This window comes from Thermopolyspora flexuosa, from assembly GCF_006716785.1.
GTDB classification, from domain to species: domain Bacteria; phylum Actinomycetota; class Actinomycetes; order Streptosporangiales; family Streptosporangiaceae; genus Thermopolyspora; species Thermopolyspora flexuosa.
This window is the reverse complement of the sequence record NZ_VFPQ01000001.1, coordinates 3,620,184-3,645,501: the sequence shown is the minus strand read 5'-3', so window position 1 is coordinate 3,645,501 and position 25,318 is coordinate 3,620,184. Positions and strand designations below refer to the sequence as shown.

Annotated in this window: 18 protein-coding genes; 9 read left to right on the top strand and 9 right to left on the bottom strand. The window is 72.2% G+C overall.

What is annotated here, in order from left to right:
- The first annotated feature begins 104 nt into the window (after window positions 1-104).
- Together betA and FHX40_RS15430 are read left to right on the top strand one after the other, a co-directional pair.
- The gene (betA, locus tag FHX40_RS15435) at window positions 105-1,772 is read left to right on the top strand and encodes a choline dehydrogenase (RefSeq protein ID WP_142260278.1); all 1,668 of its coding nucleotides are present in this window, start codon (window positions 105-107) and stop codon (window positions 1,770-1,772) included.
- A gap of 87 nt (window positions 1,773-1,859) precedes the next feature.
- Complete coding sequence (locus tag FHX40_RS15430) at window positions 1,860-2,375, top strand: GNAT family N-acetyltransferase (protein ID WP_142260277.1); 516 nt, start codon at window positions 1,860-1,862, stop codon at window positions 2,373-2,375.
- Window positions 2,376-2,421: 46 nt separating this feature from the next.
- On the opposite strand, the gene FHX40_RS15425 is transcribed toward FHX40_RS15430, so the two are convergent.
- A complete protein-coding gene (locus FHX40_RS15425; RefSeq protein WP_142260276.1) occupies window positions 2,422-3,192 on the bottom strand; it encodes a sporulation protein in 771 nt (256 codons plus the stop codon).
- A gap of 247 nt (window positions 3,193-3,439) precedes the next feature.
- Between FHX40_RS15425 and FHX40_RS15420 the strand changes: the two genes are divergently transcribed.
- Window positions 3,440-4,093, top strand: coding sequence for a thiaminase II/PqqC family protein (locus FHX40_RS15420; protein WP_142260275.1), 654 nt, complete (start codon window positions 3,440-3,442; stop codon window positions 4,091-4,093).
- 213 nt (window positions 4,094-4,306) lie between these two features.
- On the opposite strand, the gene FHX40_RS15415 is transcribed toward FHX40_RS15420, so the two are convergent.
- On the bottom strand, window positions 4,307-4,579 hold the full coding sequence (locus FHX40_RS15415; protein WP_211350287.1) for a hypothetical protein: 273 nt from the start codon (window positions 4,577-4,579) through the stop codon (window positions 4,307-4,309).
- 358 nt (window positions 4,580-4,937) lie between these two features.
- Between FHX40_RS15415 and FHX40_RS15410 the strand changes: the two genes are divergently transcribed.
- Complete coding sequence (locus FHX40_RS15410; RefSeq protein ID WP_142260274.1) at window positions 4,938-5,513, top strand: hypothetical protein; 576 nt, start codon at window positions 4,938-4,940, stop codon at window positions 5,511-5,513.
- 7 nt (window positions 5,514-5,520) lie between these two features.
- Here the strand turns inward: FHX40_RS15410 and FHX40_RS15405 are convergent, their stop codons facing one another.
- The 5 genes from FHX40_RS15405 to FHX40_RS15385 all read right to left on the bottom strand — a co-directional run bounded on the left by FHX40_RS15405 (window position 5,521) and on the right by FHX40_RS15385 (window position 12,400).
- Entirely contained in the window at window positions 5,521-7,443 is a 1,923-nt protein-coding gene (locus FHX40_RS15405; protein WP_170198850.1) for a hypothetical protein, read from the bottom strand.
- A gap of 120 nt (window positions 7,444-7,563) precedes the next feature.
- Window positions 7,564-7,872, bottom strand: coding sequence for a hypothetical protein (locus FHX40_RS15400; RefSeq protein WP_142260272.1), 309 nt, complete (start codon window positions 7,870-7,872; stop codon window positions 7,564-7,566).
- Window positions 7,873-8,070: 198 nt separating this feature from the next.
- Window positions 8,071-9,477, bottom strand: coding sequence for an extracellular solute-binding protein (locus FHX40_RS15395; RefSeq protein ID WP_142260271.1), 1,407 nt, complete (start codon window positions 9,475-9,477; stop codon window positions 8,071-8,073).
- On the bottom strand, window positions 9,474-11,453 hold the full coding sequence (locus FHX40_RS15390; RefSeq protein ID WP_170198849.1) for a vWA domain-containing protein: 1,980 nt from the start codon (window positions 11,451-11,453) through the stop codon (window positions 9,474-9,476). The genes FHX40_RS15395 and FHX40_RS15390 overlap by 4 nt, the downstream gene beginning before the upstream one ends.
- A 305-nt stretch (window positions 11,454-11,758) precedes the next feature.
- Window positions 11,759-12,400 carry a phosphatase PAP2 family protein gene (locus FHX40_RS15385; RefSeq protein ID WP_142260269.1) on the bottom strand — a complete coding sequence of 214 codons (642 nt, stop codon included), beginning with the start codon at window positions 12,398-12,400 and terminating at the stop codon, window positions 11,759-11,761.
- A gap of 496 nt (window positions 12,401-12,896) precedes the next feature.
- On the opposite strand from FHX40_RS15385, the gene FHX40_RS15380 reads away from it, so the two are divergent.
- Genes FHX40_RS15380 through FHX40_RS15365 form a run of 4 tightly spaced genes read left to right on the top strand, consistent with a single transcriptional unit; the run spans window position 12,897 to window position 20,340 of the window.
- Window positions 12,897-15,404 (top strand): GcvT family protein, encoded by a 2,508-nt coding sequence (locus FHX40_RS15380; protein ID WP_211350285.1) that lies wholly within the window; start codon window positions 12,897-12,899, stop codon window positions 15,402-15,404.
- Window positions 15,405-15,414: 10 nt separating this feature from the next.
- Window positions 15,415-16,626 carry a sarcosine oxidase subunit beta family protein gene (locus FHX40_RS15375; RefSeq protein ID WP_142260267.1) on the top strand — a complete coding sequence of 404 codons (1,212 nt, stop codon included), beginning with the start codon at window positions 15,415-15,417 and terminating at the stop codon, window positions 16,624-16,626.
- On the top strand, window positions 16,626-16,955 hold the full coding sequence (locus FHX40_RS15370) for a sarcosine oxidase subunit delta (RefSeq protein ID WP_142260266.1): 330 nt from the start codon (window positions 16,626-16,628) through the stop codon (window positions 16,953-16,955). Before FHX40_RS15375 ends, FHX40_RS15370 begins: the two co-directional genes overlap by 1 nt.
- Before the next feature lie 49 nt (window positions 16,956-17,004).
- Window positions 17,005-20,340, top strand: a complete 3,336-nt coding sequence (locus FHX40_RS15365; protein ID WP_211350283.1) for a 2Fe-2S iron-sulfur cluster-binding protein — start codon at window positions 17,005-17,007, stop codon at window positions 20,338-20,340.
- A gap of 26 nt (window positions 20,341-20,366) precedes the next feature.
- On the opposite strand, the gene FHX40_RS15360 is transcribed toward FHX40_RS15365, so the two are convergent.
- Window positions 20,367-20,861, bottom strand: coding sequence for an ATP-binding protein (locus FHX40_RS15360; RefSeq protein ID WP_142260265.1), 495 nt, complete (start codon window positions 20,859-20,861; stop codon window positions 20,367-20,369).
- Between the two features lie 219 nt (window positions 20,862-21,080).
- On the opposite strand from FHX40_RS15360, the gene FHX40_RS15355 reads away from it, so the two are divergent.
- The gene (locus FHX40_RS15355) at window positions 21,081-22,721 is read left to right on the top strand and encodes an NsdA family TPR-like regulatory protein (protein WP_142260264.1); all 1,641 of its coding nucleotides are present in this window, start codon (window positions 21,081-21,083) and stop codon (window positions 22,719-22,721) included.
- A gap of 453 nt (window positions 22,722-23,174) precedes the next feature.
- On the opposite strand, the gene FHX40_RS15350 is transcribed toward FHX40_RS15355, so the two are convergent.
- Window positions 23,175-25,205, bottom strand: a complete 2,031-nt coding sequence (locus FHX40_RS15350; RefSeq protein ID WP_142260263.1) for an N-6 DNA methylase — start codon at window positions 25,203-25,205, stop codon at window positions 23,175-23,177.
- Window positions 25,206-25,318 lie beyond the last annotated feature (113 nt).

Sequence of the window (25,318 nt, the reverse complement as noted above, 5' to 3'; positions counted from 1 at the left end):
CCGTGGTGGACCGACGACGTGCCGGCCCACCGGACGCGGGTGGGCGAGACCCCGGGGAGGCGGGGTGAGGCCGCTCCCGGTGCCGGGAAGGGGCGGCTGCCGCGGTGAGCCGCGGGATGTACGACTTCGTCATCGTCGGCGCCGGATCCGCCGGATCGGCGCTGGCGGCGCGGCTGACCGAGAACCCGGAGGTCCGGGTCCTCGTGCTGGAGGCGGGCCGGCCCGACTACCGGTGGGACGTGTTCATCCACATGCCGGCCGCGCTGATGTTCCCGATCGGGAGCCGGTTCTACGACTGGCGGTACGAGACCGAGCCCGAGCCGTACATGCACGGCAGGCGCATCTACCACGCGCGTGGCAAGGTGCTCGGCGGGTCGAGCAGCATCAACGGCATGATCTTCCAGCGCGGCAACCCGCTCGACTACCAGAAGTGGGCGGCCGACGCCGGGATGGAGACCTGGGACTTCGCGCACTGCCTGCCGTACTTCAAGAAGATGGAGAACTGCACCGGCCCGGTGTCGGAGCGGGACGCGCCGTTCCGCGGGCACGGCGGGCCGCTCGTGCTCGAGCGCGGTCCGGCCAGGGGGCCGCTGTTCGAGGCGTTCTTCGCGGCGGTGCAGCAGGCCGGGTACGAGCTCACCGACGACGTCAACGGGTACCGGCAGGAGGGGTTCTCCACCTTCGACCGCAACATCCGGCACGGGCGGCGGTGGAGCGCGGCCCGCGCCTACCTCTATCCGGCCAAACGCCGGCCCAACCTCGAGGTGCGCACCCGGGCCTTCGTCAGCCGGATCGTGTTCGACGGGAACCGGGCGGTCGGGGTGGAGTGCGGCCGCGAGGTGATCCGCGCGGGCGAGGTGATCCTCTGCGCGGGCGCGATCGCGTCCCCGCAGCTGCTCCAGCTCTCCGGGGTGGGGGACGCGCGGGACCTGAAGGACCTGAACATCCCGATCGTGCAGCACCTGCCCGGGGTGGGGCAGAACCTGCAGGACCACCTGGAGGTGTACGTCCAGCACGCGTGCACCCAGCCGGTGTCGATGGCGCCGCACCTGGCGATGTGGCGGCGGCCGTTCGTCGGCGCGCGGTGGCTGTTCGGCCGTTCGGGGCCGGGGTCGACCAATCACTTTGAGGCGGGGGGATTTATCCGCTCAAATGATGATGTCCTCTACCCGAACATCATGTTCCACTTCCTGCCGATCGCCGTGCGCTACGACGGCACCCGGCCCGCCGAGGGCCACGGCTACCAGGTGCACGTCGGGCCGATGTACTCCGACGCGCGCGGCTGGGTGAAGATCAGGTCGGCCGATCCGCGGGTGAAGCCCGCGCTGCGGTTCAACTACCTGTCCACCGAGCAGGACCGGCGGGAGTGGGTGGAGGCGATCCGGCACACCCGCCACATCATGAGCCAACCCGCGTTCGCCGAGCTCGACGGCGGTGAGCTGTCCCCCGGGCCGGAGGTGGAGACCGACGAGGAGATCCTCGACTGGGTGGCCCGGGACGCGGAGACCGCCCTCCACCCCTCGTGCACCTGCCGCATGGGCGTGGACGACATGTCCGTGCTCGACCCGAGGTCGATGAAGGTGCACGGCGTGGAAGGACTGCGGGTGGTGGACGCGTCGGCGATACCGTACATCACCAACGGCAACATCTACGCGCCCACGATGATGATCGCGGAGAAGGCCGCCGACCTCATCCTCGGCAACACCCCGCTGCCGCCGGAGTACGTCGAGTTCTACCGGCACGATCCGAGCAAGAAGAGGGACGACGGGTGAGCGCGTCCGTGGCCGCCCGGGCTCCGGGCCGGGCGGCCACGGTCATCACCCGCGACAGGGCGGGCACGGCGGCGGTACGGTCGGGACATGGCGGAGCCTCTGCGCGGCGCGCTCGTGACCCTGCGCCCGACCGAGCCAGGTGACCTGCCGGAACTCGTGCGCATCCGGGCCACCCCCGAGGTGGCCGCGCGCTGGGGTACGGCGAGCGACATGGCGGCCCAGGTCGCCGACGAGATCTCCGACCCGGGCACGGAGACGCTGGTGATCGAGTACGCGGGCCGGGTGGTCGGCGCGATCCAGTGGTGGGAGCAGACCGAGCCGACCTACCGGCACGCGGGCATCGACATCTACCTCGACCCGGCGGTGCACGGGCGCGGCCTCGGCACCGACGCGGTCCGCACCCTCGCCCGCCACCTCATCCACGACCGCGGCCACCACCGGCTCGCCATCGACCCGGCCGCGGACAACCACGCCGCGATCCGCTGCTACACCAAGGTCGGCTTCCGCCCGGTCGGCATCATGCGCCGCTACGAGCGCGGCCCCGACGGCACCTGGCACGACGGCCTGCTGATGGACCTGCTCGCCGAGGAGCTCGTCGACTGAGCCCCGCGGCCCCGCTTCCGGCCGGCCGTACCGCTCGGGGTGGCGGTCAGAACCAGCCGCGGCGGCGGGCCATGGCGCGCAGGCCCTCGCGCAGCGCCTGCTCCACGGCGCCGGGGTGCTCGCCGTACCGCACGCGGAACCGGTTGTACACGTCGCGGCTCGAGGTGAGGAAGCCGCCGCGGGTGTCCGCCTCGAGCAGCACGTCCATCGAGGACGGCCCGGCGATGAAGGTGAGCTCGAGCTCGTTGAAGTGGCGCCGCCACTCCGGGCCCGCGTGGTACTCGATCTCCTGGTAGAAGGGCATCGTCGAGCCGCGCAGCGTGCCCGCCTCCAGGTCGGCGCCCTTGAACCGGAAGCCCATGCGGTCCAGTGCGGCGAGCACGTACTCCTGCTCGGGCAGCGGGTTGACGAAGAGCGGGTCGAGGTCGCCCTTGTCGAGCGCGCCCGCGAGCGCCAGCTCGGTCGCCACGCCGAGCCGCATGCCGGGCAGCGGATGACCGGCGATCGCGCTCAGCGGCGTCTCCCACGGCACCGGGATCGCGAACGGCAGGGCGTGGGCCTGGCCCGCCCTCAGCTCGAACGGCCCGGCCACCTGGGCGCGCAGAAAGCTGAAGGTGTGGCGGCTCTCGTGGTCGCCGAGCTCGACCTCGACCACCGCGGTGAAGTCGATGGTGATCGCGTCCACCCGGTGATCGGAGGAACCGCCACGGAACCGCACCTCACCGTGGAGGGTCTCGCCCGGTCGTACCTGGGGGTTGTGCAGCACGGTATCGACCTCGACCCCCGCGCCGAACGCGGCCAGCAGCTTGCGAAACACGGCCTCTCCTCGCGTTGACCTCACTCAGCGAACGCGCGGTGCCACACCCGGGTTCCCGCCGCCGTGTGACGGCGCGATCACGCAGGCACGCTAGCAAGGGCGTCCGCCGGTCGCCGCACCGGGATGCCCGGTCCGGCCGGCCGTGCTCCGACGGTGAGAAGGCCCACCAATTTCCATGATTTGACAACATCGGTCATGGATAGTCATTGATCATGTAGAGGTCGGGCGACAGGACGGAGGAAGAGTGATGGGCAAGCCCACGGCCAAGGAGCTGATCGCGGCCGCCGCCAAGGAGATCGTCGTCGGGCCGAACACGTTCCTCGACCTGCTCGAGGAGGGGCGGGTGCCGAACGACCGGCTGCGGGCGTTCGCCGGTGAGCAGTACTGGATCCTGCGCAGCGACCAGCGCAGCTTCGCCGCGCTCGCGGCCCGCTTCCCCGAGGCGCCCGCGGGCGAGATGTTCCTGTCCCTCAGCGGCGGCGAGATCCAGGCCCAGCGGCTGCTCGTCACCTTCGCCGACGCGGTCGGTGCCGACGAGGCGTTCCTGCGGCGCTACGAGCCGGACCCGTTGGCCCAGACCTATCCGGCGTACCTCGCGTGGAGCGCGATCAACGGCACGCTGAGCGGCATCACACTGGCCATGCTCACGAACTTCGGCGTCTGGGGCGCCTACTGTGCCCGCACCGCCGGCGCCCTCGCCTCCCGCTACGACCTCGCCGAGAACGCCGTGGCCTTCTTCCACTTCTTCAGCAAGATGCCGCCCGGCTTCGAGGAACAGGCAACCACCGTGATCCAGGCCGGCCTCGACGCGGGCGAGGACTCGGCGATGGCCCTCCGCATGGCCCGCGCCCTGTACCGCTACGAGATCGCCTTCTGGGACGCCCTGGCCGAGGGCCTGTGACCTTCTGCGGCCGGCCTGCCGGGGCGGCGAGGGCTCCGGCAGGCATTGCCGTATGGCCGCGCGGATCCCCGGCGGCGGCGCACACCGCCGCCGGAACCTCCCTGCGTTGCCGAGCCCTTGCCTGTTCGACGGCGGCGTGCACGCTCGCCCTTCTGCCCGCCGGCCTTGAGGTTCGCCCGCCTGGGCGGTCTCATCCGGCTGCCTGGAGCGACGTCAGGCCTGCCAGCCCAGGAAGACCTCTCCGGCCGTGATGGCGCACCACCACAGGGCGACGGCAACGATGGGAACGGCCAGCCCCCAGGCCGACCGGGCGCGTACGGCGAGCACGGCGAGCGCCAGCAGACCGAGCCACGCGAGCAGCAGCACGATGATCGCCCACAGGGGCGCCACGAGGCCGCTGGCCAGGTAGTAGGGCAGGGTGCACAGGTGCCCGGCAAGCCCCAGCCATGCGACGACTCGGCCTGCCCACGCCCACCTTGAGATCACATCTGCTCCAGTCCTGATCGGACGGCGGTGCCGCAGTCGTGCTCGCCTCGTTCGCCAACGACGGCGCCCGTTGCCCGCGCCGATCATCCAGCACCTGCTCCTCACGGGATGGACGAAAAGCTATGACAATTATGTCATGATTTGCGATCAATGTCCTCTTTTCTCTATTGGGAGGCGAGTGAGAATCCGGTGCCCCAAGGTGAATGACGGGACGCGGCTCCGGTCATGTCGAGGGTGGCCCTCTGTCGTGTCCAGGGCGCCCGAGCCCCGTTCGGGCTGCGCCTGTGAGGTCGGTACGTATATTCGTGACCCATTTTTTCTATATCGGCGTGTCCGATATCGGGTGCCCTCTCCTGTCATGCCTGACCTGTCGGCACCATTCGATAACGTGGCGGCGGGTGAGCTCGGTGAGCAAAGATTGGTGAGACCGTTCAGGCGATCACGTTCGGAGGTGGGAGTGCGCGCCGTCCGATCGCTGGCTATCCTTTTGCCGCTGGCATTGGCGGTGAGCTGTTCCTCCGGCGAGCCGTCGTTTGAGGATGCGGCGGCAGAGCTGCAGAAGGATGTGCAGCGTCTGGAGTCACACGAGTTCTTCAAGAATCCGCTGCTCGAGCTGCGTATCCTGCAACGAGGCGACAAGGACATACCCTGCGGAGAGGGAGGGTTCCGGCGTGTGATGAGAGCCACCGCGAACGAGGATCGCGATGATGACGCGGTGGATTCCCATCTGGATCGCGCCCAGCGTCTCATGGAGAACGTTCTCGCCCAGGATTTTGGATATGAGCTGGCCTTGGATCCTGGGCAGCAGGACGCGCAGGAAGGACGCTTCATTCAGGGGGAGAAGAAGGATGCGGGCCTCCAAGTGAGCGCCTACGTCTCACCAGAAAAACCGACATGGAGGCTGCAAATAATGACTGCCTGTCTCTCGGGATAGCCGCCGCTTAATCCCAGATTCCGATCTGTTCCTTCGCATACTCACTGGACTGCATCCGCGAGGAGTACTCGCTCTTCTTGTCGAGCTCGTGGTTACCGTCCAGCCACCGTTCGTAGGGCGTGAGTTTCTCCTTCAATACCTGTTCCCACGGTCGGCCGCCGTCCTTGGCCTCGCGCTTGGCCTCCTGAAGGAGTTCATCGTAGGTCTTGAGTTCTCCGGTGGTCTTGCTGATGAGTTCAGGCGGAGGCTCGCTTGATGGAAACCCAGCGCGGTGCAGGATCTGGGCCAGATCGTATTTCTGTCGTTTGACGAAGTCCGCTCGTGCGCCGGTCACCCGCTCCACGTGAGTTTTGAAGCTCTCGCCCCAAGCATCCAGACCACTGCTGACGATGTAGGCCTTCGTCACATCCCAAGCGGCCTTGAGAGCTCCCGCGACCGGAATCTGGTCAATGCCGAGAGATACCGAGTTCTTCGTGAGATCACGGACCAGATCACCGGTCGCGTCCTGCTCTCCTCGTACGTCCAGCGTGGCCTTGAACTGTAGGCCTGCCAGGTCGCCGAGCATCGCGGCCGCATCCTCGAAATGATGTGTGCCGCGTCGGGCATCCGACTTGGCCGTGGTGATCAAAATCTCGTTCCGGAATCGCCCGGCCGCGATGTCGAAGTCGTCGGCGAGGCCGTTGTCGCCCACGAAGGTCTGTAAGAAGCGGTAGGTGTCGCCGGGACTCAGGTAGAAGGAGGGAGTTACCCCCGGGATGTGCGTCCAGTCGTCTGGGACGCTCATGCCGGAGGTCCGGTCAATGGCCTTATCGAAGCGGGCGCCTGAGGCCAGTTCGTGGATGTAGGACTTGGCGAGGGTGGCCATGGAGTCGCGGGCGCGTTCGGGGATGGCGTCGCCGAAGGAGCCTGCGGCCTTGATGGCGTCCAGGGCGAAGGCGGCGGCGGGTGGGCTGTGCCTGCCGGGCTTTTCGGTGTGCACCTCGGCGCCGGCCTCGATCACGCGGCCGAAGGCGTCGGCGATGTCGTCCCCGTGGCCGCTCCACCGTGCGTAGGCGAGGAACCGCCGCATCTTGTCGACCTGGGTGAGCCTGACGTCGTCCCCGCCCACCCGGGAGAAGGCGTCCCGGGCCGCAGCGCCGTCCCCGGCGAGGACCTCGAGGCCGAGGCTGACGAGGTCGGCGGGCAGGCCGAGCGCCTTCGCCTCGCCGGTCCCGGCCGCACGCCACTCCTGGTACGGCGTGCGCACGAAGTCGTCGAGCACCAGCGCACGGGCCGCCGCGCTGCGCACGTCCGAGGGCGCGTCGGCGTGCCGGAGCAGGGCGAGCCGGTTCCACGCGACGGGCCGGTTCGGGGCCGGGCGCAGCAGGTCGCTCCTGACCTTGCCGAACGCGGGCACCAGGACCGGCGCCCGCAGGGCCGCGCCGAGGGCCTTGCCGAAGGCCGCGACGTCCTCCTTCGCGGTCGGGCTGCCGGTGCTCGCGATCAGCGTGGGCAGGTTGTCGCGGATCTTCGGCGGGAGCAGCGCGAAGAAGGCGGCGGCCGCGTGCGGGTTCTCCGCGAGGCGTTCGATCTCCTTGATGTGGGCGTGGATGAGTTTGCCCTGGAACTCGCCGCTGAAGTTGACGAAGATGTCCTGCCCGTACATGCGGGCGAGGCTCTGCGCGCGCTCGTAGTCCGCCAGCCGGTCCGGCAGCCGCAGCATGCCCGGAGCCGCGCTCGTCCCCAGGCCGGGGTCGGCGTTCAGCGCCCGGATGAGCCGCGCCCGCTCCCGGAGCATCGGCACCTGTCCGCGGCCCCACCCGGCGATGTCGGCGATCTCCCGGAGCGCGGGGACGTGGATGCCGTGCTCGCGCAGCCTGCGGCCGACCTCCTGGTGGAACGCCGCCAGCCGGTCCGAGCCCGTGGCGAGCACCCCGGCGAGGCGGCCCATCTCGTCGGGGTCGATGCCGCAGAACTCACTCGTGGCTCCCATGGAGCGTCCCTCCCGGACAGGTCGGCGCCGGGCACCGCTTCCCGCGCGGGCGAGGCGACGGCCCGGCCGTACCGCACGTCACAGCCTGCCGCTGCGCTGCCTCCGGATGGCGTCCGCCTCGCTCTCGGTGACGAGCTCGGGGTGGCGCCGCAGCTCCGCCTCGATCGCGGCCGTCACCTGCCGGGTCGCGGCCGCCAGCCGGCGGTGCCGGTCCTCCAGCTCGTCCCGCCACCGCCGGGCGGTGGGCCCGGTCCACACCTTGCCCGATCCCATCGCCTCCGCGGCGGGCCGGTAGGCGTCGCGGGCCTCGCGCGCCCGCTCCGCCACCTCGGCCAGCAGCGCCTTCAGCTCCACATGCCGAGGGTTGGGCACCATTCGCTCGGCCATGCCGTCCCTTCCCGCCACGGATTTACCGCTCGCCTGGCAAACGAATTATCCCCGCCCGCCGGTTCAGGTCCGCCGACGAATCACCACCCGGCATACGGCCGCACCATATGAGAAATCCTCCACAGAAACCACCGCGCTTTTCGGGCAGAAATTTCCGCCATTTCGGGCCGACGTCCCGCCGTACCGGAACCCGCGGCGTCACGGGCACTGGCCGCGGGGCGGGGTCCAGCCCGCGCACGCGGTGAGCAGGCGCTCAAGCTCCTGCTTCGACACCGTCTCGCTGCCCACGATCGCGTTGTGCAGGTAGCGGTGGAACGCGCGGCTGAACGCCGGATAGTCGGGTACGGCAGGGCGCGGCCGGGCGTTCCGCAGCGCCCGGTCGAGCACACCGGCGAGCTCGCGCAGATCCCTGGCGTCGGCCGTGTCGGCCTTCTCCACGCCGTCCTCCGCCCGCTCGCCCGGCTCGCCCCACAGCTCGGTGCACGCCGTGGCCGAGGTGTTGTTCCGGTCGTACACCTCGGTCCGCACCGGCACGTACCCACTGCGGGTGAACAGCAGGCACTGCCGCCGCGGATCGGTGAGGAACCGCACGAACTCCCGTGCCTCCTCCTTGTGCAGCGCGTTCCTGGGGATCACCAGGTTCTGCCCGCCCAGCACGGCCGCGCCGCCGGACCCGCCGGGAGGCGCGAACAGCTCGGTGACCCCGACCTTGTCCCGCAGCACCGGGTCGGCCTTGAGCACCGCGTAGGCGTACGGCCAGTTCCGCATGGTGAGGACGCGGCTCTGCATGAACGCCTTCAGGCTCTCGGTCTCCTGGTACTCGGTGGACGCCGGGTGGATCACCGTCCGGGTGGTCTCGTCGACGAGCCGCTGCAGCCCGGCGACCGCGGCGTCGTCGAGCACCACCTTCCGGCCCTCCACCCGCAGCGTGCCGCCCGCGGCCCAGATCGCCTCCATGCCGTTGACGGTCAGGCCCTCGTAGTCGGCGAGCTGGGTCACCATGCCCGCCGTGACCTTGGTCTTCGCGCTCGGCAGCAGGTTCTCGATCGTGCGGTCGCGCAGCTCGTCCCAGTTCCGCGGCGGCTCGGGCATCAGGTCCCTGCGGTAGAACAGCAGCCCGACGTCGCTCTTGAACGGGATGCCGTACTGCCGGCCGTCGGAGCCGGTGCCGGTCCACCACGGCCCGGGCAGGAAGTTGTCCGGCCGGAACTCGCCGTCCGGGAACGGCTCGAGGTAGCCGCCGTCGATGAACGTGCGCATCCACACCACGTCGAGCAGGAGGATGTCGTACCGGCAGCTCCCGAGCTGCTGCGAGGCGAGGGCCTCGCCGTACTCGCTGTTCGACCCGCCCGAGATCTCGATCAGCGTGACCGACGGCCCGCCGGGGTTGCGCCGCTCCCACTCCTTGATCAGCTCGTGCCGGTGCCGCCCGGGATTGATGTCCTCGCCGCTGAGCATCACGATCCGGTTGTCCGCCGGGTCGCGCTCGCAGGCGTGGCCGTACCGCTGGTGGTACGGCACGAGCGCGGACACCGTGCCGGCGAGCGCGCCGGCCGTGGCGAGCGCGGCCAGCCAGCGCAACCGGCGGCGGCCCCCGGCGCTCATCGGGCCTCACCCTCGGCGCGCAGGTCGGCGAAGAGCCAGCCGATGAGCTGGTCGGTGGTGGATTCGCTCGCCGCGTAGCAGCGGGACATGACGTCGTGCTCCTCCAGCCGGGTGATGTCCGGCTCGTCGCATTCGCGTTCGCCGATCGCGACCACGAACACGCGCGGCCGGTCGGCGGACGCGGCGAGGCGCCGGGCGAGCTCGGCGGCGTCGATGCCGCCGCGGGTGCTCCGCTCGCCGTCGGTGAACACGACCACGGCCTGGTTGACGCCCCGGCCGCGCAGCCCGCGCGCCGCCTCCTCGATCGCGTCGTACAGCGGCATGTGGCCCGAGCCCCGGCCGTCGAAGGCGGCGAGCCGCTTGGCCGCCTCCTCCCGGTTCTCCCCGCTGAACGGCACGACCGGCTGGATCTGGTGGAGGCGCGGGCCGCCGGGCTCGCCCTCGGCGGGGAACGCCGCCACGCCCGCCGAGTCGGCGGCGCCGAGCAGCCGCAGCGAGGCGTCGATGAGCTCGCGGGCCCGGTCGAGCCGGGAGACGTTCTCCGCGGTCGGCTTGTTCATCGATCCGGAGCGGTCGACGATGAACGCGAGGGTGACGGCCTGCCGCGCGCTGGGGAACTCCTCGAGCGTGCGGGCGAGCTCCTGGCCGCGGAACCGGCGCACCGGGACCTCGGGCTCGATGATCGGCGGCAGGTCGCCCACGGCCTGCCCGGCGGTGCTGCGGTAGCCACCCGCCGAGGCGAGCCGCTCCGCCAGCCACCGCCGCCACCGGTCGATCGCCTCGTCGCGCCGCGGGTCCGCCTCCTTCCCCCAGGTGACGCGGACGAAGGGGTGGTCGGCCCCGTGCGCGTCCGCCGGGTGGAAGGCGTGGTAGGAGACCGGGGGACGGCCGCCGGGCCGCGGGCAGCCGTCGCCGAGCGGCTCGCCCCGCTCGTAGTCGAGCCACGCCTGCTCGGTGACGATCACGGCGGTGGTCGAGGCGCCGGAGGTGCGGATCGTGCACAGCAGGTCGCGCAGGCCGCTCACCGGGGTGCCGAGCGAGGTGATCCGCCGTTCCAGGTCGCGCAGCGCCTGGGTGTTCCCGCGCGGGATCCCCCGGTAGAGGTCGACCGTGGCGAGCAGCCCGGCGACGGAGAGGCCGGGGTCGGGCCGGGCCACGGTGAGGCCGGACCGGACCGCCGCGTCGATGAGGTCGCGCCAGGACGGCGAGCCCGCCTGCGGCAGCTGGCTCTCGATGCGCTGCCGGTACCGCTTCGGCGCGGCGAACACCATCGGCGTGTAGGCGAGCGAGCCCATCACCTCCAGCTCGGCGTCCCTGGGCCGCAGCGCGAGCACGTGCTCCACCTCGGCCGTGGATGCGGGGAGCCACACGTCGGGGCGGGCGCCGAGCAGCGTGGCGACGGGGGAGTCGGTGCCCACGCTCGACGGGCCGGACCACTCGCGCAGGAACGCCTGCCGTACCACCTCGGCGGAGGACTGCGTGGAGAGGGTGATGTGCGCGAGCCGGCAGCCCCGGTTGTTCTCCGGCGAGACCGCGAACTCGTCGGCGAGCCGCCGGATGATGTCGCGGTTCTCGGCGGAGGTGAGCACGCGCAGCTCGAGCGGGCGGCCGCACGGCTCGCCCCAGCCCGGCGCCACCCGGGTGGTCACCCAGGTGGTGGCGAGCCAGGCGGACGCGGCGAACCCGGCGATGACCACCACGTGGGCGACGAGGACGCGCAGGCGGCGCAGCACGGCCGCGGCCGGGATCCACCGCCTGGCCTGCCTGGGGGCCCGCCGCGGCCGGGTGCGCAGGCGCAGCCGCCGGGCCACGGCGGACAGGAGCGACGCCAGCGGCTCGATCGCCTCCGGCTGCAGCCGGAGCAGCTCCGCGACCGCGACCAGCACGACGAGCAGGCCCACGAGGGAGAGGAACGGGGCCGCGTCGCCGCTGTCGATGAGCAGCGGGGCGAAAATCTCGATGACGAACAGCGTCACACCGCCGATCAGGGGCAGGACGATACGCCGCGCATTTTTGTGGCGCTTTCCGCCCCCCGGCCCGCTCATCGTCACGTAACTCTTGGCGTTCTGTCCCCGTCGACAGCCTTCACCGTTCACGAAATTGAACGGTTATGCCCCACAGTATGTCACCGATACAAAATGTACGACTTGATAAACGAGTGGTAACGTCTCGATTTCGCCGCGGCCGATATGGGCTCGGCCGAAAACATGACTTTCAGTCAGCCCGAATTCGAAGGTCGCTGGGTACGCCCGCGACCTGGGCGGCGGGGCGAGCCGCGGGCTCACAGGGCGAGGAGATAGACCCCGAGCGGGACGAGGGAGCCGACCAGGCCCCCGGCGATCACCTGCGCGACGGTGTGCGCGCCCAGCGCGACGCGGGCCGCGGCCACGAGGACGGTGAGCGGCCAGGCGAGCGCGGCGGCGAGGCCGCCGAAGGTGAAGGTGAGCACGATGGCCGTCCCGGCCGCCACGGCCGCGTGCAGGCTGATCTTCCAGAACGCGGTGATCGGCACGATCACGGCGAGCGCCACCAGCATGCCGAGCACCAGCACCACCACGGCCGGGATCGCCCCGAGCAGCAGCAGCGCGCCGAGCCCGGCCACCACCGAGCCGAGCGCGAGCACGAGCGGCCGAACCCGCTGGTCGCGCCGCGCGATGTGCTTGTCGGTGAGCCGCCCCGCGCGCACCCCGGCGAGGATCACCGCGTACGGCACGGCCCCGCAGAACAGCGACGCGACCAGTCCCCACAGCGCGCCGGAGAACTCCGGCCAGGTGGCGTGCCACCCGATGGCGAGCGGCAGCGCCATCACCAGGTGCGCGGGGGAGAGGATCTCGCTCACCGCCCGCGCCCACAGCGGCGCGGGCCGCGTGGCGGGCGGCATCCGGTCGGGCTGCCGGGCACCCGGTGGCCGGGGGATGGTCACGGTTCGTCCGTCTCCTCACGTGCCGTTCCACTAAGTCGGCCGTGGCCGGGTCCTCACCGGTACGGCCAGCAGGCGACGATTGTCGCACCTGCCCACCGTCCGCCGGGGCATTTCGCCTCGCGTGCCGTCATATGCCCAGGAAAAGAAGGGGCCTCACCTCTCGCGCCCGCGGCCTTTTACGTTCGCCGCGTGCCGCCCGCACCTCCGGGCGGCCGTCCCGGCTTCCGTCGCGAAAGCGACCCGCCACCCGTGTGGCCTGGCCAGGAGAAATGCGACATAAGCCCACGAAACATGGCACGCCGAGCGACCTAGCCGCCGCCCGGCCGCCGCGCCGCGCACCGCGCCACGCCCGCGCCGGCCCCGCCGTACCGCGCGCCGGACGGCGGGCGGAAATGTTCAAACGGACCGTTGTTCGATTCAGGACCAGGCCTTAATGTCGTTTTGTATTCCGGAATGTCGCCCTGCCCAGGGCGACCTGGCGGTGCCCGGAGGATGCATGACGGTCCGCGCTCGAGTGGTGATCATCGGGGCCGGCATCGTGGGATGCGCCCTCGCCGACGAGCTCACCGCCCGTGGATGGACCGACGTCACCGTGCTCGAGCAGGGCCCGCTGTTCGCCACCGGGGGTTCCAGCTCGCACGCGCCCGGCCTGGTGTTCCAGACCAACCCGTCGAAGACGATGACCGCGTTCGCCGAGTACACGGTGCACAAGTACCTCGGCCTCACCCTCGACGGCCGGCCCTGCTTCAACCAGGTGGGCGGCCTGGAGGTGGCGACCACCCCGGAACGCTGGCAGGACCTGCACCGCAAGCACGGCTGGGCCGAGGCGTGGGGCGTGCCCGCCGAGCTGGTCGGCCCGGAACGCTGCGCCGAGCTGTGGCCGCTGCTCGACCCGTCGAGGATCCTCGGCGGCCTGCACACCCCGACCGACGGCCTCGCCTGGGCGCTGCGCTGCGCCGAGGCCCAGGCCCGCCGCGCCATCGACCGCGGCGCCCGGTTCCTCGCCCGCCACCGCGTCACCGGCATCGAGCAGCGCGGCGGCCGGGTCACCGGGGTGCGCGCGGCCACCGGCGACGGCACGACCGAGACGTTCCCCGCGGACGTCGTGGTGTGCGCGGCCGGGTTCTGGGGGCCGGCGATCGGCGCGCTCGCCGGGGTCACCGTGCCGCTGCTGCCGCTCGCCCACCAGTACGTCAGGACCGGCCCCGTCCCGGCGCTCGCCGGCGACTGCGACGAGGAGGTCCAGGCGGTCCGCCCGATCCTCCGCCACCAGGACCGCGACCTCTACTTCCGCCAGTACGCCGACCGCGTCGGCATCGGCTCGTACGCGCACCGCCCGATGCCGGTCCGCCAGGACGAGATCGACGCCAAGGCGACCGTCATGCCGTCGATGCAGGCGTTCACCCCCGAGGACTTCGAGCCGTCCTGGCGCGACGCGGTCGAGCTCATGCCCGCGCTCGCCGAGACCAAGGTGGAGGAGGGCTTCAACGGGATCTTCTCCTTCACCCCGGACGGCTTCCCGCTGATCGGCGAGGCCCCGGACCTCTCCGGCTTCTGGCTTGCTGAGGCGGTCTGGGTCACCCACTCGGCCGGGGTCGCCCGCGCCGTCGCCGAGCTCCTCGTCGACGGCCACTCGGCCGTCGACCTGCACGAGTGCGAGCTCGCCCGGTTCGAGCCGGTCCAGCTCTCGCCCGCCTACATCGAGGAGCGCGGCCGCCAGAACTTCGTCGAGGTGTACGACGTCGTGCACCCGCTCCAGCCGATGGAGTCGCCCCGCCCGCTGCGCACCGCCCCCTTCTACCTGCGCCAGCGGGAGCTGGGCGCCTTCTTCCTCGAAGGCGGCGGCTGGGAGCGCCCGCACTGGTTCGCGGCGAACGCCGCCGCCCTCGACGCCCTGGTACGGCGCGGCCGCGAGGAGGCCGGGCCGTCCGGCGAGGACCGGTACGTCGGCCGGAACCTGCGCGACGAGTGGGCCTCGCGGTACTGGTCACCGATCGCCGCCGCCGAGGCGATCGCCACCCGCGAGCGCGTCGCCCTCCACGACATGACCCCGCTCAAGCGCATCGAGGTCACCGGCCCCGGCGCGCTCGGCCTGCTCCAGCACCTGTCCACCAACGACGTCGACCGCCCGCCCGGCCGGGTGACGTACACCCTCCTGCTCGACCCCGGCGGCGGGGTGCGCTCCGACCTCACCGTGGCCCGGCTCGGCGAGGACCGCTTCCAGGTCGGCGCGAACGGCAACCCCGACCTGGAGTGGCTCGCCCGGCACGCCCGCGACTGGCCCGAGCCGGTGCAGGTGCGCGACGTCACCGCGGGCACCTGCTGCGTCGGCGTGTGGGGCCCGCTCGCCCGCGACCTGCTGCAGCCGCTCACCGACCTCGACCTGTCGAACGACGCCTTCCCGTACTTCGCCGCCCGGACCGGGTATGTCGCCCAGGTGCCGGTGACCGCGCTGCGCGTGTCGTACGTCGGCGAGCTCGGCTGGGAGCTGTACACCACCGCCGACCTGGGGCTGAAGCTGTGGGACGTGCTGTGGCGGGCGGGCGAGCACCTCGGCGTGGCCGCCGCGGGCCGGGCCGCGTTCGAGAGCCTGCGCATCGAGAAGGGCTACCGGCGGTACGGCGTGGACGTGACGACCGAGCACAACCCGTACGAGGCCGGGTTGGGCTTCGCGGTGCGCCGGGACAAGGACTTCGTCGGCCGCGCGGCCCTGGAGGGCGTGACCGCCGAGACGGTGCGCCGCCGCCTCGTGCCGCTGCTCACCAAGCGGGTGGTGATGGGCCGCGAGCCGGTGTACGCCGACGGCCACGAGGGTGCGGCCGGGTACGTCACCAGCGCGGCCTTCGGGCACACGATCGGCCGCCCGATCGCCTACGCCTGGCTGCCCGCCGAGCTCGCCGTACCCGGCACGAGCGTGACCGTGGCGTACTTCGGGCGGCGGGTGCCCGCGCAGGTCGCCGCCGAGCCGCTGTACGACCCGGAGATGGCGAAGATCAGATGCTAGGGGCCCGCGCGTGAACGAGTCTCCCCACCCGGACTTCCTGTGGCGCACCCCGGAGCCGCGGCGCGCCTACGACGTGGTGATCGTCGGCGGCGGCGGGCACGGCCTCGCCACCGCCTACTACCTGGCGAGGAACCACGGCATCACCGACGTCGCGGTGCTCGAGCGGGGCTGGCTCGCGGGCGGCAACATGGCCCGCAACACCACGATCATCCGCTCCAACTACCTGTGGGACGAGAGCGCCGCGATCTACGAGCACGCGCTCAAGCTGTGGGAGGGCCTCGCCGAGGAGCTCGACTACGACCTGCTGTTCAGCCAGCGCGGCGTGCTCAACCTCGCCCACAGCCCGTCCGAGGTGCGCGAGGGCATGCGCCGGGTGAACGCGAACCTGCTCAACGGCATCGACGCCGAGTGGCTCGACGTCGACGAGGTGAGGAAGTTCTGCCCGATCGTCAACACCTCGCCGGACGTGCGCCACCCGGTGCTCGGCGCCACCCTGCAGCGCCGCGCGGGCATCGCCAAGCACGACCGGGTCGCCTGGGCGTACGCGCGGGCCGCCGACCGGCTCGGCGTCGACCTCATCCAGGGCTGCGAGGTCACCGGGTTCGACATCGCCGGCGGCCGGGTCCGCGGGGTGCGCACCAACCTCGGCCGGATCGGCGCCCACCGGGTCGCGCTCGCCGCCGCCGGGCACACCTCGGTGCTCGCCGCCCGCGCCGGCATCCGGCTGCCGCTGCAGTCCCACCCGCTGCAGGCGCTCGTCTCCGAGCTGCTGGAGCCGGTGCTCGACTGCGTGGTGATGTCGAACGCGGTGCACGTCTACGTCAGCCAGGCGCACAAGGGCGAGCTCGTCATGGGCGCGGGCATCGACGCCTACAACTCGTACGGCCAGCGCGGGTCCTTCCACATCATCGAGAGGCAGATGAGCGCCGCACTGGAACTCTTCCCGATCTTCGCGCGGGCGCGGGTGCTGCGCACCTGGGCCGGGATCGTGGACGTCTCCCCGGACGCCTCCCCGATCATCGGCCTCACCCCGGTGGAGAACCTGTTCATCAACGCCGGGTGGGGGACCGGCGGCTTCAAGGCCACCCCCGGCAGCGGCTGGGTGTACGCGGACACGATCGCGAACGGCCGCCCGCACCCGCTCGCCGAGCCGTTCACGCTCGACCGCTTCACCACCGGGGCGCTCATCGACGAGCACGGCGCGGCGGCGGTGGCGCACTGATGCTGCACATCGACTGCCCCTGGTGCGGGCCCCGCGACGAGATCGAGTTCCGCTACGGCGGCCAGGCCGGGGTCGCCTGCCCGGAGGACCCGGCGGCGCTCACCGACGAGGAGTGGGCCGAGTACCTGTTCATGCGCGACAACCCCAAGGGGTGGTTCCACGAGCGCTGGTTCCACGCCGCCGGGTGCCGCACCTGGTTCACGGTACGGCGGCACACGGTCACCCACGAGATCAAGCCGGGCGGCCCGGACGGCGCCACCGACCCGGGCGGCGGCCGCGGCCGGGACGCGCCGGAGCGGCGGTCCCGGTTCCGGCGCGGCCGGGCGTGACCGGGCACGGCGAGCGAGCACCGAGCAGGTCAGAGGGTGGGGATGACACGTGGGCGGACATGACGGCGGGGCGGCGCAGCCGTACCGGCGCGCGGCGGGCGGGCGGATCGACCGCGGCCGGACGCTCCGCTTCACCTTCGACGGGCGCACCCTGACCGGGCACCCCGGCGACACGGTCGCCTCGGCGCTGCTCGCGAACGGCGTGCGCGTGGTCGGCCACAGCGTGGATCTCGGCCGCCCCCGCGGCGTGTACACCTGCGGGGTGGAGGAGCCGAACGCGCTGCTGCGCATCGACCATGAGCCGATGGTCGCCGCGACCACGGTCCCCTTGCGCGACGGGCTCGCCGCATTCTCGCTGCGCGGCAAGGGCAGGCTCGACGACGCGAACGGCGCGGCGGGCCGCCACGACAAGGCGTACCTGCACTGCGACGTGCTCGTGGTCGGCGCCGGCCCGGCCGGGCTCGCCGCCGCGCTCGCCGCCGGGATCACCGGCGCCCGCGTCGTGCTCGTCGACGAGCAGGAGGAGGCGGGCGGCGACCTGCTCGGCTCCCGGGTGCGCATCGACGGCGCCCCGGCCGCGGAGTGGGTCGCGGCCGTGCTCGACCGGCTCGCCGCCCTGCCCGAGACGCGGGTGCTGTGCCGTACCACCGTGCTCGGCTACTACGACCACAACTTCCTGGTCGCGGTGGAGCGCCGCGGCGCGGACGCCACCCGGCTGTGGCGCATCCGGGCCGCCCGGGTGGTGCTCGCCACCGGCGCGCACGAGCGGCTCATCCCGTTCCCCGGCAACGACCGGCCCGGGGTCATGCTCGCCAACGCGGCCCGCACCTACGCCAACCGGTACGGCGTGCTGCCCGGGCGGCGCGCGGTCGTGTTCACTTGCGCCGACTCCGGCTACCAGGCGGCGGCCGACCTGCTCGCCGCGGGCGTGGAGGTCGCCGCGATCGCCGACCCGCGGTCCGGCGAGGGGCCTGCCGCGGCGGCCGTCGCCGGCCTCGGCGTCGAGGTGCTGCGCGGCGCGGCCGTCACCGGCACCGGCGGCGACGGGCAGGGCGTGCTCGCCTCGGTCACCGTGCGCGCGGGCGGCGCCGACCGGGAGATCGAGGCCGACCTGCTCGCGGTGTGCGGCGGCTGGAACCCGGTCGTGCACCTGTTCGGCCAGTCGCAGGGCAGGCTGCGGTTCGACGAGGAGCTCCAGGCGTACGTGCCGCACCTGTCCGCGCAGGCCGAGCGCTCCGCCGGGGCCTGCCGCGGCGTGTACGGCACGGCCGCCGCGATCGCGGACGGCTTCGCCGCGGGCGCCCAGGCGGCCGAGCTGTGCGGGTACGCGCGCGGCGGGCGATGGGACCCGCCGGTCACCGACGAGCCGGACGGCCCGGCCGAGCCGACCGCCCCGCTGCGCGACCTGGTGGAACACGAGCCCGCCCCCGGCGCGCACCGCGAGGCGTTCGTCGACCTGCACCGCGACGTGACCGTCGCCGACGTGCGCCGCGCGCTCGGCGCCGGGCTGCGCTCGCCCGAGCACGTCAAGCGGTACACCACCGCCGGGACCGGGGCGGAGCAGGGCAAGACCGCGGTCACCTCGCCCGTGGTGTCGGCGCTGCTCGGCGACCCGGTCGGCCCGACCACGTTCCGCCCGCCGTACACGCCGGTGTCGTTCGCCGCCCTCGCCGGGCGGGACCGCGGCATGCTGTCGGACCCGGCCCGGGTGACCGCGCTGCACGACCGGCACGTGGCGCGCGGCGCGGTCTTCGAGGACGCGGGCGGCTGGCTGCGGCCCCGCTACTACCCGCTGCCCGGCGAGGACATGGCGGCGGCCGTGCTGCGCGAGTGCACCGCGGTGCGCACCGCGTGCGGCGCGCTCGACGCCTCCACCCTCGGCAAGATCGACATCCAGGGGCCGGACGCGGGCGAGTTCCTCGACCGCGTCTACACGAACACGATGTCCACGCTGCCGGTCGGCTCGTGCCGGTACGGGCTGATGTGCCGCGCCGACGGCATGGTGTTCGACGACGGTGTGGTCGCCCGGCTCGGCGAGGACCACTTCCTGGCCACCACGACCACCGGCAACGCCGCCGCCGTGCTCGACTGGCTGGAGGAGTGGCTCCAGACCGAGTGGCCCGACCTGCGGGTCTGGCTCACCCCGGTCACCGACCACTGGGCCACCATCACCGTGTCCGGCCCGCACTCCCGCCGCATCGTCGCCGCCCTCGCCCCCGGCCTCGACCTTTCCGGCTTCCCGTTCATGACCTGGCGCGAGGCCACCGTGCTCGGCGTCGCGGGGGCGCGCATCCTCCGCGTCGGCTTCTCCGGCGAGCTCTCCTACGAGATCAACGTGCCGTCCTGGTACGGCGCGGCCGTGTGGGACGCGGTGCTCGAGCTCGGGGCCGTGCCGTACGGGACCGAGGCGATGCACGTGCTGCGGGCCGAGAAGGGCTACATCCTCGTCGGCCACGAGACCGACGGCACGGTCACCCCGCACGACCTCGGCCTGTCCCGGCTCGTCTCCACCCGCAAGCGCGACTTCATCGGCAAGCGCTCGTTCGCCCGCCCCGACACCCGCCGCCCCGGCCGCAGGCGGCTGGTCGGCCTGCTGCCCGAGGACCCGTCCGTGCTCGTCGACGAGGGCGCCCAGCTCATCGCGCCGAACGGGGACGGCCCGCCGCGCCCGCCGGTGCCGATGCTCGGCCACGTCACCTCGTCGTACCGCAGCGCCGCGCTGGGCCGTACCTTCGCGCTCGCGCTGGCGACGGCGTCGCCCGGGGACCGGCTGGTCGCCTGGTCGCGCGGCCGTGCCGTACCGGTGACCGTGGTCGACCCGGTCTTCTACGACCCGGACAACACGCGCCGCGACGGCGACCCCGCGGAGCGGGAGTGGCTGCCCGAGCCGCCGCGCCCGTTCCCCCGCGCCACCGCGCGCAGCCCGCTCGCCGGGTACGCGGAGCGCTTCGCCGCGGCCGGGACGGGCAGCACGACCATCCGGGAGATCCCGTTCCTCCAGATGTGGGAGGTACGCGCCCGCGCCGTGCCGTCGGCGCCCACGAGCGACGTGCTCGAGCTCGGCCCGGGCTGGTGGCTCATCGTCGGCGACGAGGAGCCGGTGGTGCACGCCGGCTGCTGCGTGGACGTCTCCGCCCAGCGCACGATCATCGAGCTGTCCGGCCCGGACGCCCGCGAGCTGCTGCTCACCGGCTGCCCGATCGACCTCCACCCGAACGTGTTCGAGGTCGGCCAGCACGCCCAGACCCTGCTCGGCCAGGCCCCGGTCATCGTGCAGCGCACCGCCGACGACACCTACCGCCTGTACGTGCGCGCCTCGTACGCCACCTACCTCGCCGACCGGCTCCTCGACGCCTGCCGGGCGGACGCGGCGGCCACGTCCTGACCCTGCCGCGCGTCAGGCCGGGGCGGTCACCCGCCGAGCAGCAGGTCGGCCCAGACCGCGTGGCCGTATTCGGGGGTGCCGCGCACCCCGGTGCGGGCGGCGAGCTGTGCGATGGCGCGCAGGCCGTAGCCGTGCTCGGCGTACGGCAGGCCGGGCGCGGCGGGCGTGAACGTCGGCCTGCCCCCGCCGCCGAGGTCGCACACGGTGAGCCGGGCGAGGTGCCGGGTTCGGCGCAGCTCGAGCACGTACTCGCCACCGGCCTCGCCGGATCTGGTGTGGCGCACGGCGTTGGCGGCGAGCTCGCCCACGATCCAGGCGGCGTCGTCGGCGAGCGGGGTGTCGTCGAGGAACAGCCCGGTCAGGCGGCGCGCCTCGGCCACGCGCTCGGTGGTGCCGGGGAAGATCTTCCGCCAGGTCACGGCCTCGCCGGGCCGGCAGGCGGCGGCCCAGATCAGCTCGGGGCACGGCTCGGGAAGCTCCGCCCGGGCCATGCCGATGCCACGGTCGGGGAGAGAGGACATGTGGCGGCTCCTTGCGTCGATCGCGATGTTGGCCGCCACAACGGTGGCGTGGGCCCGCCGCCGCGCGGAGATCCACATCCGGGCGGTGACCACCCGGCCCGGCGGCGTCGGTGACGTGCGAAGACGCCCGCCTGCCCGGATGCGCCACTCCGCGGCGGCCGACCGGATCGCCATACCGGCTGCACGTAACGTGACGTTCGCTATACGATCCGTGCGTTCATGCAGGTGAAGGCGGGCTCGCGGAAGGAGCGGCCGATGTCCGGTGAGGGCTACGCGATCGTGCTGCGCTGCCGCTCGTGGAGCGAGGCGCTGCGCGCGAAACGCTTCACCTGGGACCAGATCGCCGACGTCATCGCGCTCGTCCACGAGGTCGGCCCGCTGCGCTGCTACCGGCTCGCCCACGGCCGTACCGCCGTCGACGTGGTCGACGAGCTCAACGCCCTCGACCCGGCCGGTACGGCGACGCTGCGCGAGGGCCGCCTCTACGACTTCGAGGCCTGGCCCGCCGCGGGCCGCCGCCCCACGGCGCGGGTGCTCGCCCTGCTGGCGCAGGTCTACCAGACCCGGGCACGCAACCTCCTCACCGGCGAGGTCTTCGCCACCTACAGCGCCCACGACCGGGATGTGATCGATCGGGCAGACTTCCGTCACCTCGACCCGTTTCAACCTTTCTCGTCCTGCCCGGTTCAACAGCAACGTGTCAGCATGGACGACGAGGCACACCCGGGAGGACCGCGCCGGGTCACCGCCCGCAGTGCCGCCGAGGCCGCTGCCCTGAGCGTGGAGAGCTGCACGGCGCTGTTCCGCGCCGTCAGCGCCGAGGAGGCCGACATGAAACGACGGGAGCTGCTGCTGGAGCTGTCCCTCGCCCTGGGCGGTGCGCCCGCCCTGGCGCTGCTCCGCCAGCTGGATCCGGACGAGGAGGCCCGGCTCGCCCGCGTCGTCCGAGCCCAGGGACGCGTCGACGCCGAAACCGTGGCGACGATCGAGAAGCTCATCGCCCGGTGCCGCCGCCTCGACGACACCTACGGCCCGGCCAAGGTCCTCTCCGTCGTCGAAGCCCAGCGCAAGCTGGTCGCCCGCCTGCTCGGCACCCAGTCCCTGCTCCCCGGCCTGCGGGCCCGCCTCGTCCACGCCTACGCCGAACTCGCCCAGCTCGCCGGATACCTGCACTACGACCGCCTGGACTACCCGGCCGCCGAGCGTGCGTTCGACGCCGGGCTCGAGGCCGCGCACGAGACCGGCGACGCCGTTCTCGTCGCCTACATCCACCACTGGCACAGCTGGATGGCCGCCTTCCGCGGCGACGCCGGGACCGCCCTGGACCACGCGTTCGCCACGCAGGGATGGACCCGACGCGGCGGCAGCGACCTGGTCCGGGCGTGCAACGCCGTCTCCTCGGCCTGGGCCCACGGCCTCGCCGGCCAGGCCACCGAGGCGCTGCGCGGCCTGGAAGCCGCCAAGAGCTGGGCGGACAGGCCGACGTCGATCGAACCTCCCTACCTCTACTGGGTCAGGGAATCACGAGGCATGGAAGGCGCCTCCTGCTTCGTCTACACCGCCCTCGGCAACGCCCGGAAGGCCGCCGACACCGCCGCCTCCCAGCTCAAGGCCCTCGGCTCCGGCTACACCAGGGAACGGGCGTTCGGCCTGATCCACCACGGCATGGCCTTGATCCAGAGCAAGGAGATCCCGGCGGCCACGGCCAAGCTCTCCGAGGCGGTGACCATCATGCGCACCCACAGCTCGGCCCGCCTCGCCCACATGCTCACCCAGGCCCGCCAACGCCTGGAGCCCTGGTCGGACAACGCGCACGTGCGAAGCCTGGACGAGAGGCTGCGGTCCGTCGCAGTGGCGTGAGCGTCGGCCTCGGCGTGGCGGTGGGTTGGGCTTACGAGTGGACCGTTGTCGCTGTGGCGTCCTGCTGGATCCTTCTGATGACGCATTGCAGGATGACAAGCCGCATTTGATCATCTTTCAGGAGTTGCGGCAGGTTGCGGAGTTCGCCACGGCCAGGGACGAGGCGAGGAGGTCCCGGTCGAGTGCGGCGAGGACGGCTTCGTTGGCGTGTATCACGACGGCTTCGGCATGACCATCGTGTTCGAGCCCCGCAACGGCCGTTGATCAGCGCGTCGCGGAGCCGTCGCAGCCGGGACAGCGGCTCGACGCGGTGCTCGGGCGTACCACCGCCACTGATTACCGTCCTGTCCGCATCACTCTGGGGAACTCATCGCGGCGAGTTCTTCTCCTCTCGGCTCCGCAGTAAATCGGTGACGGACCAGAGGAAGTTCGCGTACGTCTGGTGGTTGGTGATCACCGTGTTCCATTCGTATGCGTACCGGCGGGCCGCACGATTCGCTGTGTGAGGCCGTCCGAGATAAGTCGGATCAGATCCTCGCCCATGGCCGCCGCGTGGCGCAGGTCGCGGCCGAAATCCGTCAGGCGCCGGAAGGCTTCGCCGTACGCGCGCTGCTCCTCGATGGGCAGCAGCGGGATCTCGGCGCGGCGGATGTCGGTGAACAGCCTGCTGCCGGTTCCGGTGTAGTGGCGGACGTTCGTCGAGCCGCTGACGAAGCCGGCGAGGAAATGGGGGTCGAGCCGTTCGGGGTCCGGTCGCAGCAGGGTCACGCGAGGGCCGGGGACGACGCAGCGATTCGCCACCACTAGGGCGATCAGCCGGGTTGCGTGCTGCGTGACCAGCACGTCTCCAGGCTCGACCGCGATCACGTGCTGGGCCAAGACAGAGGGCGGCGCGACATCGTCCGGTCTCTTCTCGCCGAGCAGTTCCTCGAGCGTGAAAAAGGGGAGATCGCTGAGGAGAAGTGAAAAGTTGGCCGCGGACATGCTCTGGTGGATGGTGAGCATGCCGCGCCGTTCGAGCTCGGCGAGCGGGACCGTGGGTAGGTTGCCCGATTCGCCAAGGGCCTCGACGGCTGGGATCAGGTCGGCGGTTGCGCGGAGCAAGGTGGCGATCTTCTCGCCTTCGGCGGTGATCCGCTCGGGAGTCAGGTCCTCGGCGGGTGGGACGAGGTAGCGGGCGGGGGTGAGGTCGACGGCGTCGTCGAGCAGCTCGACGACCGGTACGGCGGTGCTGACTCCCGGCTCGTCGGCGTGCTCGCCTCGGTCGAAGCGGGCCCAGGCGTCGGCCGCGACGCGGGCGAAGTCGACCGGGCGGGTCGCGGTGTCGACCATCAGGACGTGCTCGGGGGCGCGGGCGTCGGCAGGGCGGCGCAGCACCCACAGCATGAGGGCGACCGCCATGTTCGGCACCGCGCCCTGCGGCAGGGCGATCACCGCCCGGAGCGCGCCGCGGCGGATGAGCTGGCTCCGGATACGGCGGCCCGACCTGCGATTGGCGGCGGCCGGTGGCATGACCAGTACGGCGGTGCCGCCAGGTTTGAGGTGGGCGAGGGCGTGCTGCACCCAGGCGAGCTCGGACTCCATGCGCGGCGGCAGGCCGTAGTCCCAGCGAGGGTCGGCGGCCAGCTCCTCATATCCCCAGGCGCGGTCGTTGAACGGCGGGTAGCACACGACCGTGTCGACGAGCACGTCCGGGAAGGCGTCGTTCCGCAGCGAGTCGCCGGGAGCGATCTTCACCCGCGCGGAGCCGAACGCGAGGTGCACGGCGGTGAGGCGGGCGGTCGCGGCGTCGAGCTCCTGGCCGAGGAGCAGGCCGGGCGGGCCGTTCGGGCGGGAGCGGAAAGGCTCCAGCAGGGCCCCCGTGCCGCAGGCCGGGTCGAGCACCGCCTCGGCGGCGAGCCCGGCGAGCTCGGCCATGAGTTTCGCCACGGGTTCGGGGGTGGCGTACGTGCGCCTGCTGTGCAGTTCGAACCAGCGGTCGCGGAGGAAGCCGAAGGTCGTGGCAGGACCGTCGGCGTCGGCGAGATCGGCGAGGCGGCGCAGCAGCGGTACCTCGACCTTCGCCAGGGAGTGCGGTGTCGGCGGGTCGTCGAGGATCTCGGCGCACACGGCGTGGACCCGGCGGGGGAGTTCGGTGGCGACGGTGGCGTCGTCCGCCGCGGACAGTTCGGCCCAGTCCGCCCGGTTCCGGTGCAGGTAGACGAGGAAGGCGCCGAGGTCGGCGATCAGTTCCGCGGGATCGTCCGACGCCGTGCACGCTCGCAGGTCCTGCCAGAGCCACTCGCGTTCGGGCAGCTTCTTGCCCTCGGAATGGGCGAGCAGCCACCGCCGTACCTCGGCCAGTGAGAAGACGGGGTTGACCGAGGTGCCGCCCACGGGCTGCGGGAAGTCGTCGTGCCGGCGGCGCCAGTTGCTCACCGCGGCGCGTCCGACACCGCCCAGCCGGGCGATATCGGCCACCGTCACCTCGACGTCCTTGGCCACGTCACTCCTCCGCTTCGGTGTTCGGCGCGACCATACAGCAACCCGTCACTTCATGCCAACGTCTCGAAATCTGTTGGTCGATTGCATCAACACGTGTTTCAATGGTTGGCGTC

Excerpts from the sequence above, each read along its gene's own strand:
- FHX40_RS15430 (WP_142260277.1), top strand. The coding sequence starts at position 1,860 with ATGGCGGAGCCTCTGCGCGGCGCGCTCGTGACCCTGCGCCCGACCGAG.
- FHX40_RS15420 (WP_142260275.1), top strand. The coding sequence starts at position 3,440 with ATGGGCAAGCCCACGGCCAAGGAGCTGATCGCGGCCGCCGCCAAGGAG.
- FHX40_RS15410 (WP_142260274.1), top strand. The coding sequence starts at position 4,938 with ATGCCTGACCTGTCGGCACCATTCGATAACGTGGCGGCGGGTGAGCTC.
- FHX40_RS15405 (WP_170198850.1), bottom strand. The coding sequence starts at position 7,443 with ATGGGCCGCCTCGCCGGGGTGCTCGCCACGGGCTCGGACCGGCTGGCG.
- FHX40_RS15400 (WP_142260272.1), bottom strand. The coding sequence starts at position 7,872 with ATGGCCGAGCGAATGGTGCCCAACCCTCGGCATGTGGAGCTGAAGGCG.
- FHX40_RS15395 (WP_142260271.1), bottom strand. The coding sequence starts at position 9,477 with ATGAGCGCCGGGGGCCGCCGCCGGTTGCGCTGGCTGGCCGCGCTCGCC.
- FHX40_RS15380 (WP_211350285.1), top strand. The coding sequence starts at position 12,897 with ATGACGGTCCGCGCTCGAGTGGTGATCATCGGGGCCGGCATCGTGGGA.
- FHX40_RS15370 (WP_142260266.1), top strand. The coding sequence starts at position 16,626 with ATGCTGCACATCGACTGCCCCTGGTGCGGGCCCCGCGACGAGATCGAG.
- FHX40_RS15360 (WP_142260265.1), bottom strand. The coding sequence starts at position 20,861 with ATGTCCTCTCTCCCCGACCGTGGCATCGGCATGGCCCGGGCGGAGCTT.
- FHX40_RS15355 (WP_142260264.1), top strand. The coding sequence starts at position 21,081 with ATGCAGGTGAAGGCGGGCTCGCGGAAGGAGCGGCCGATGTCCGGTGAG.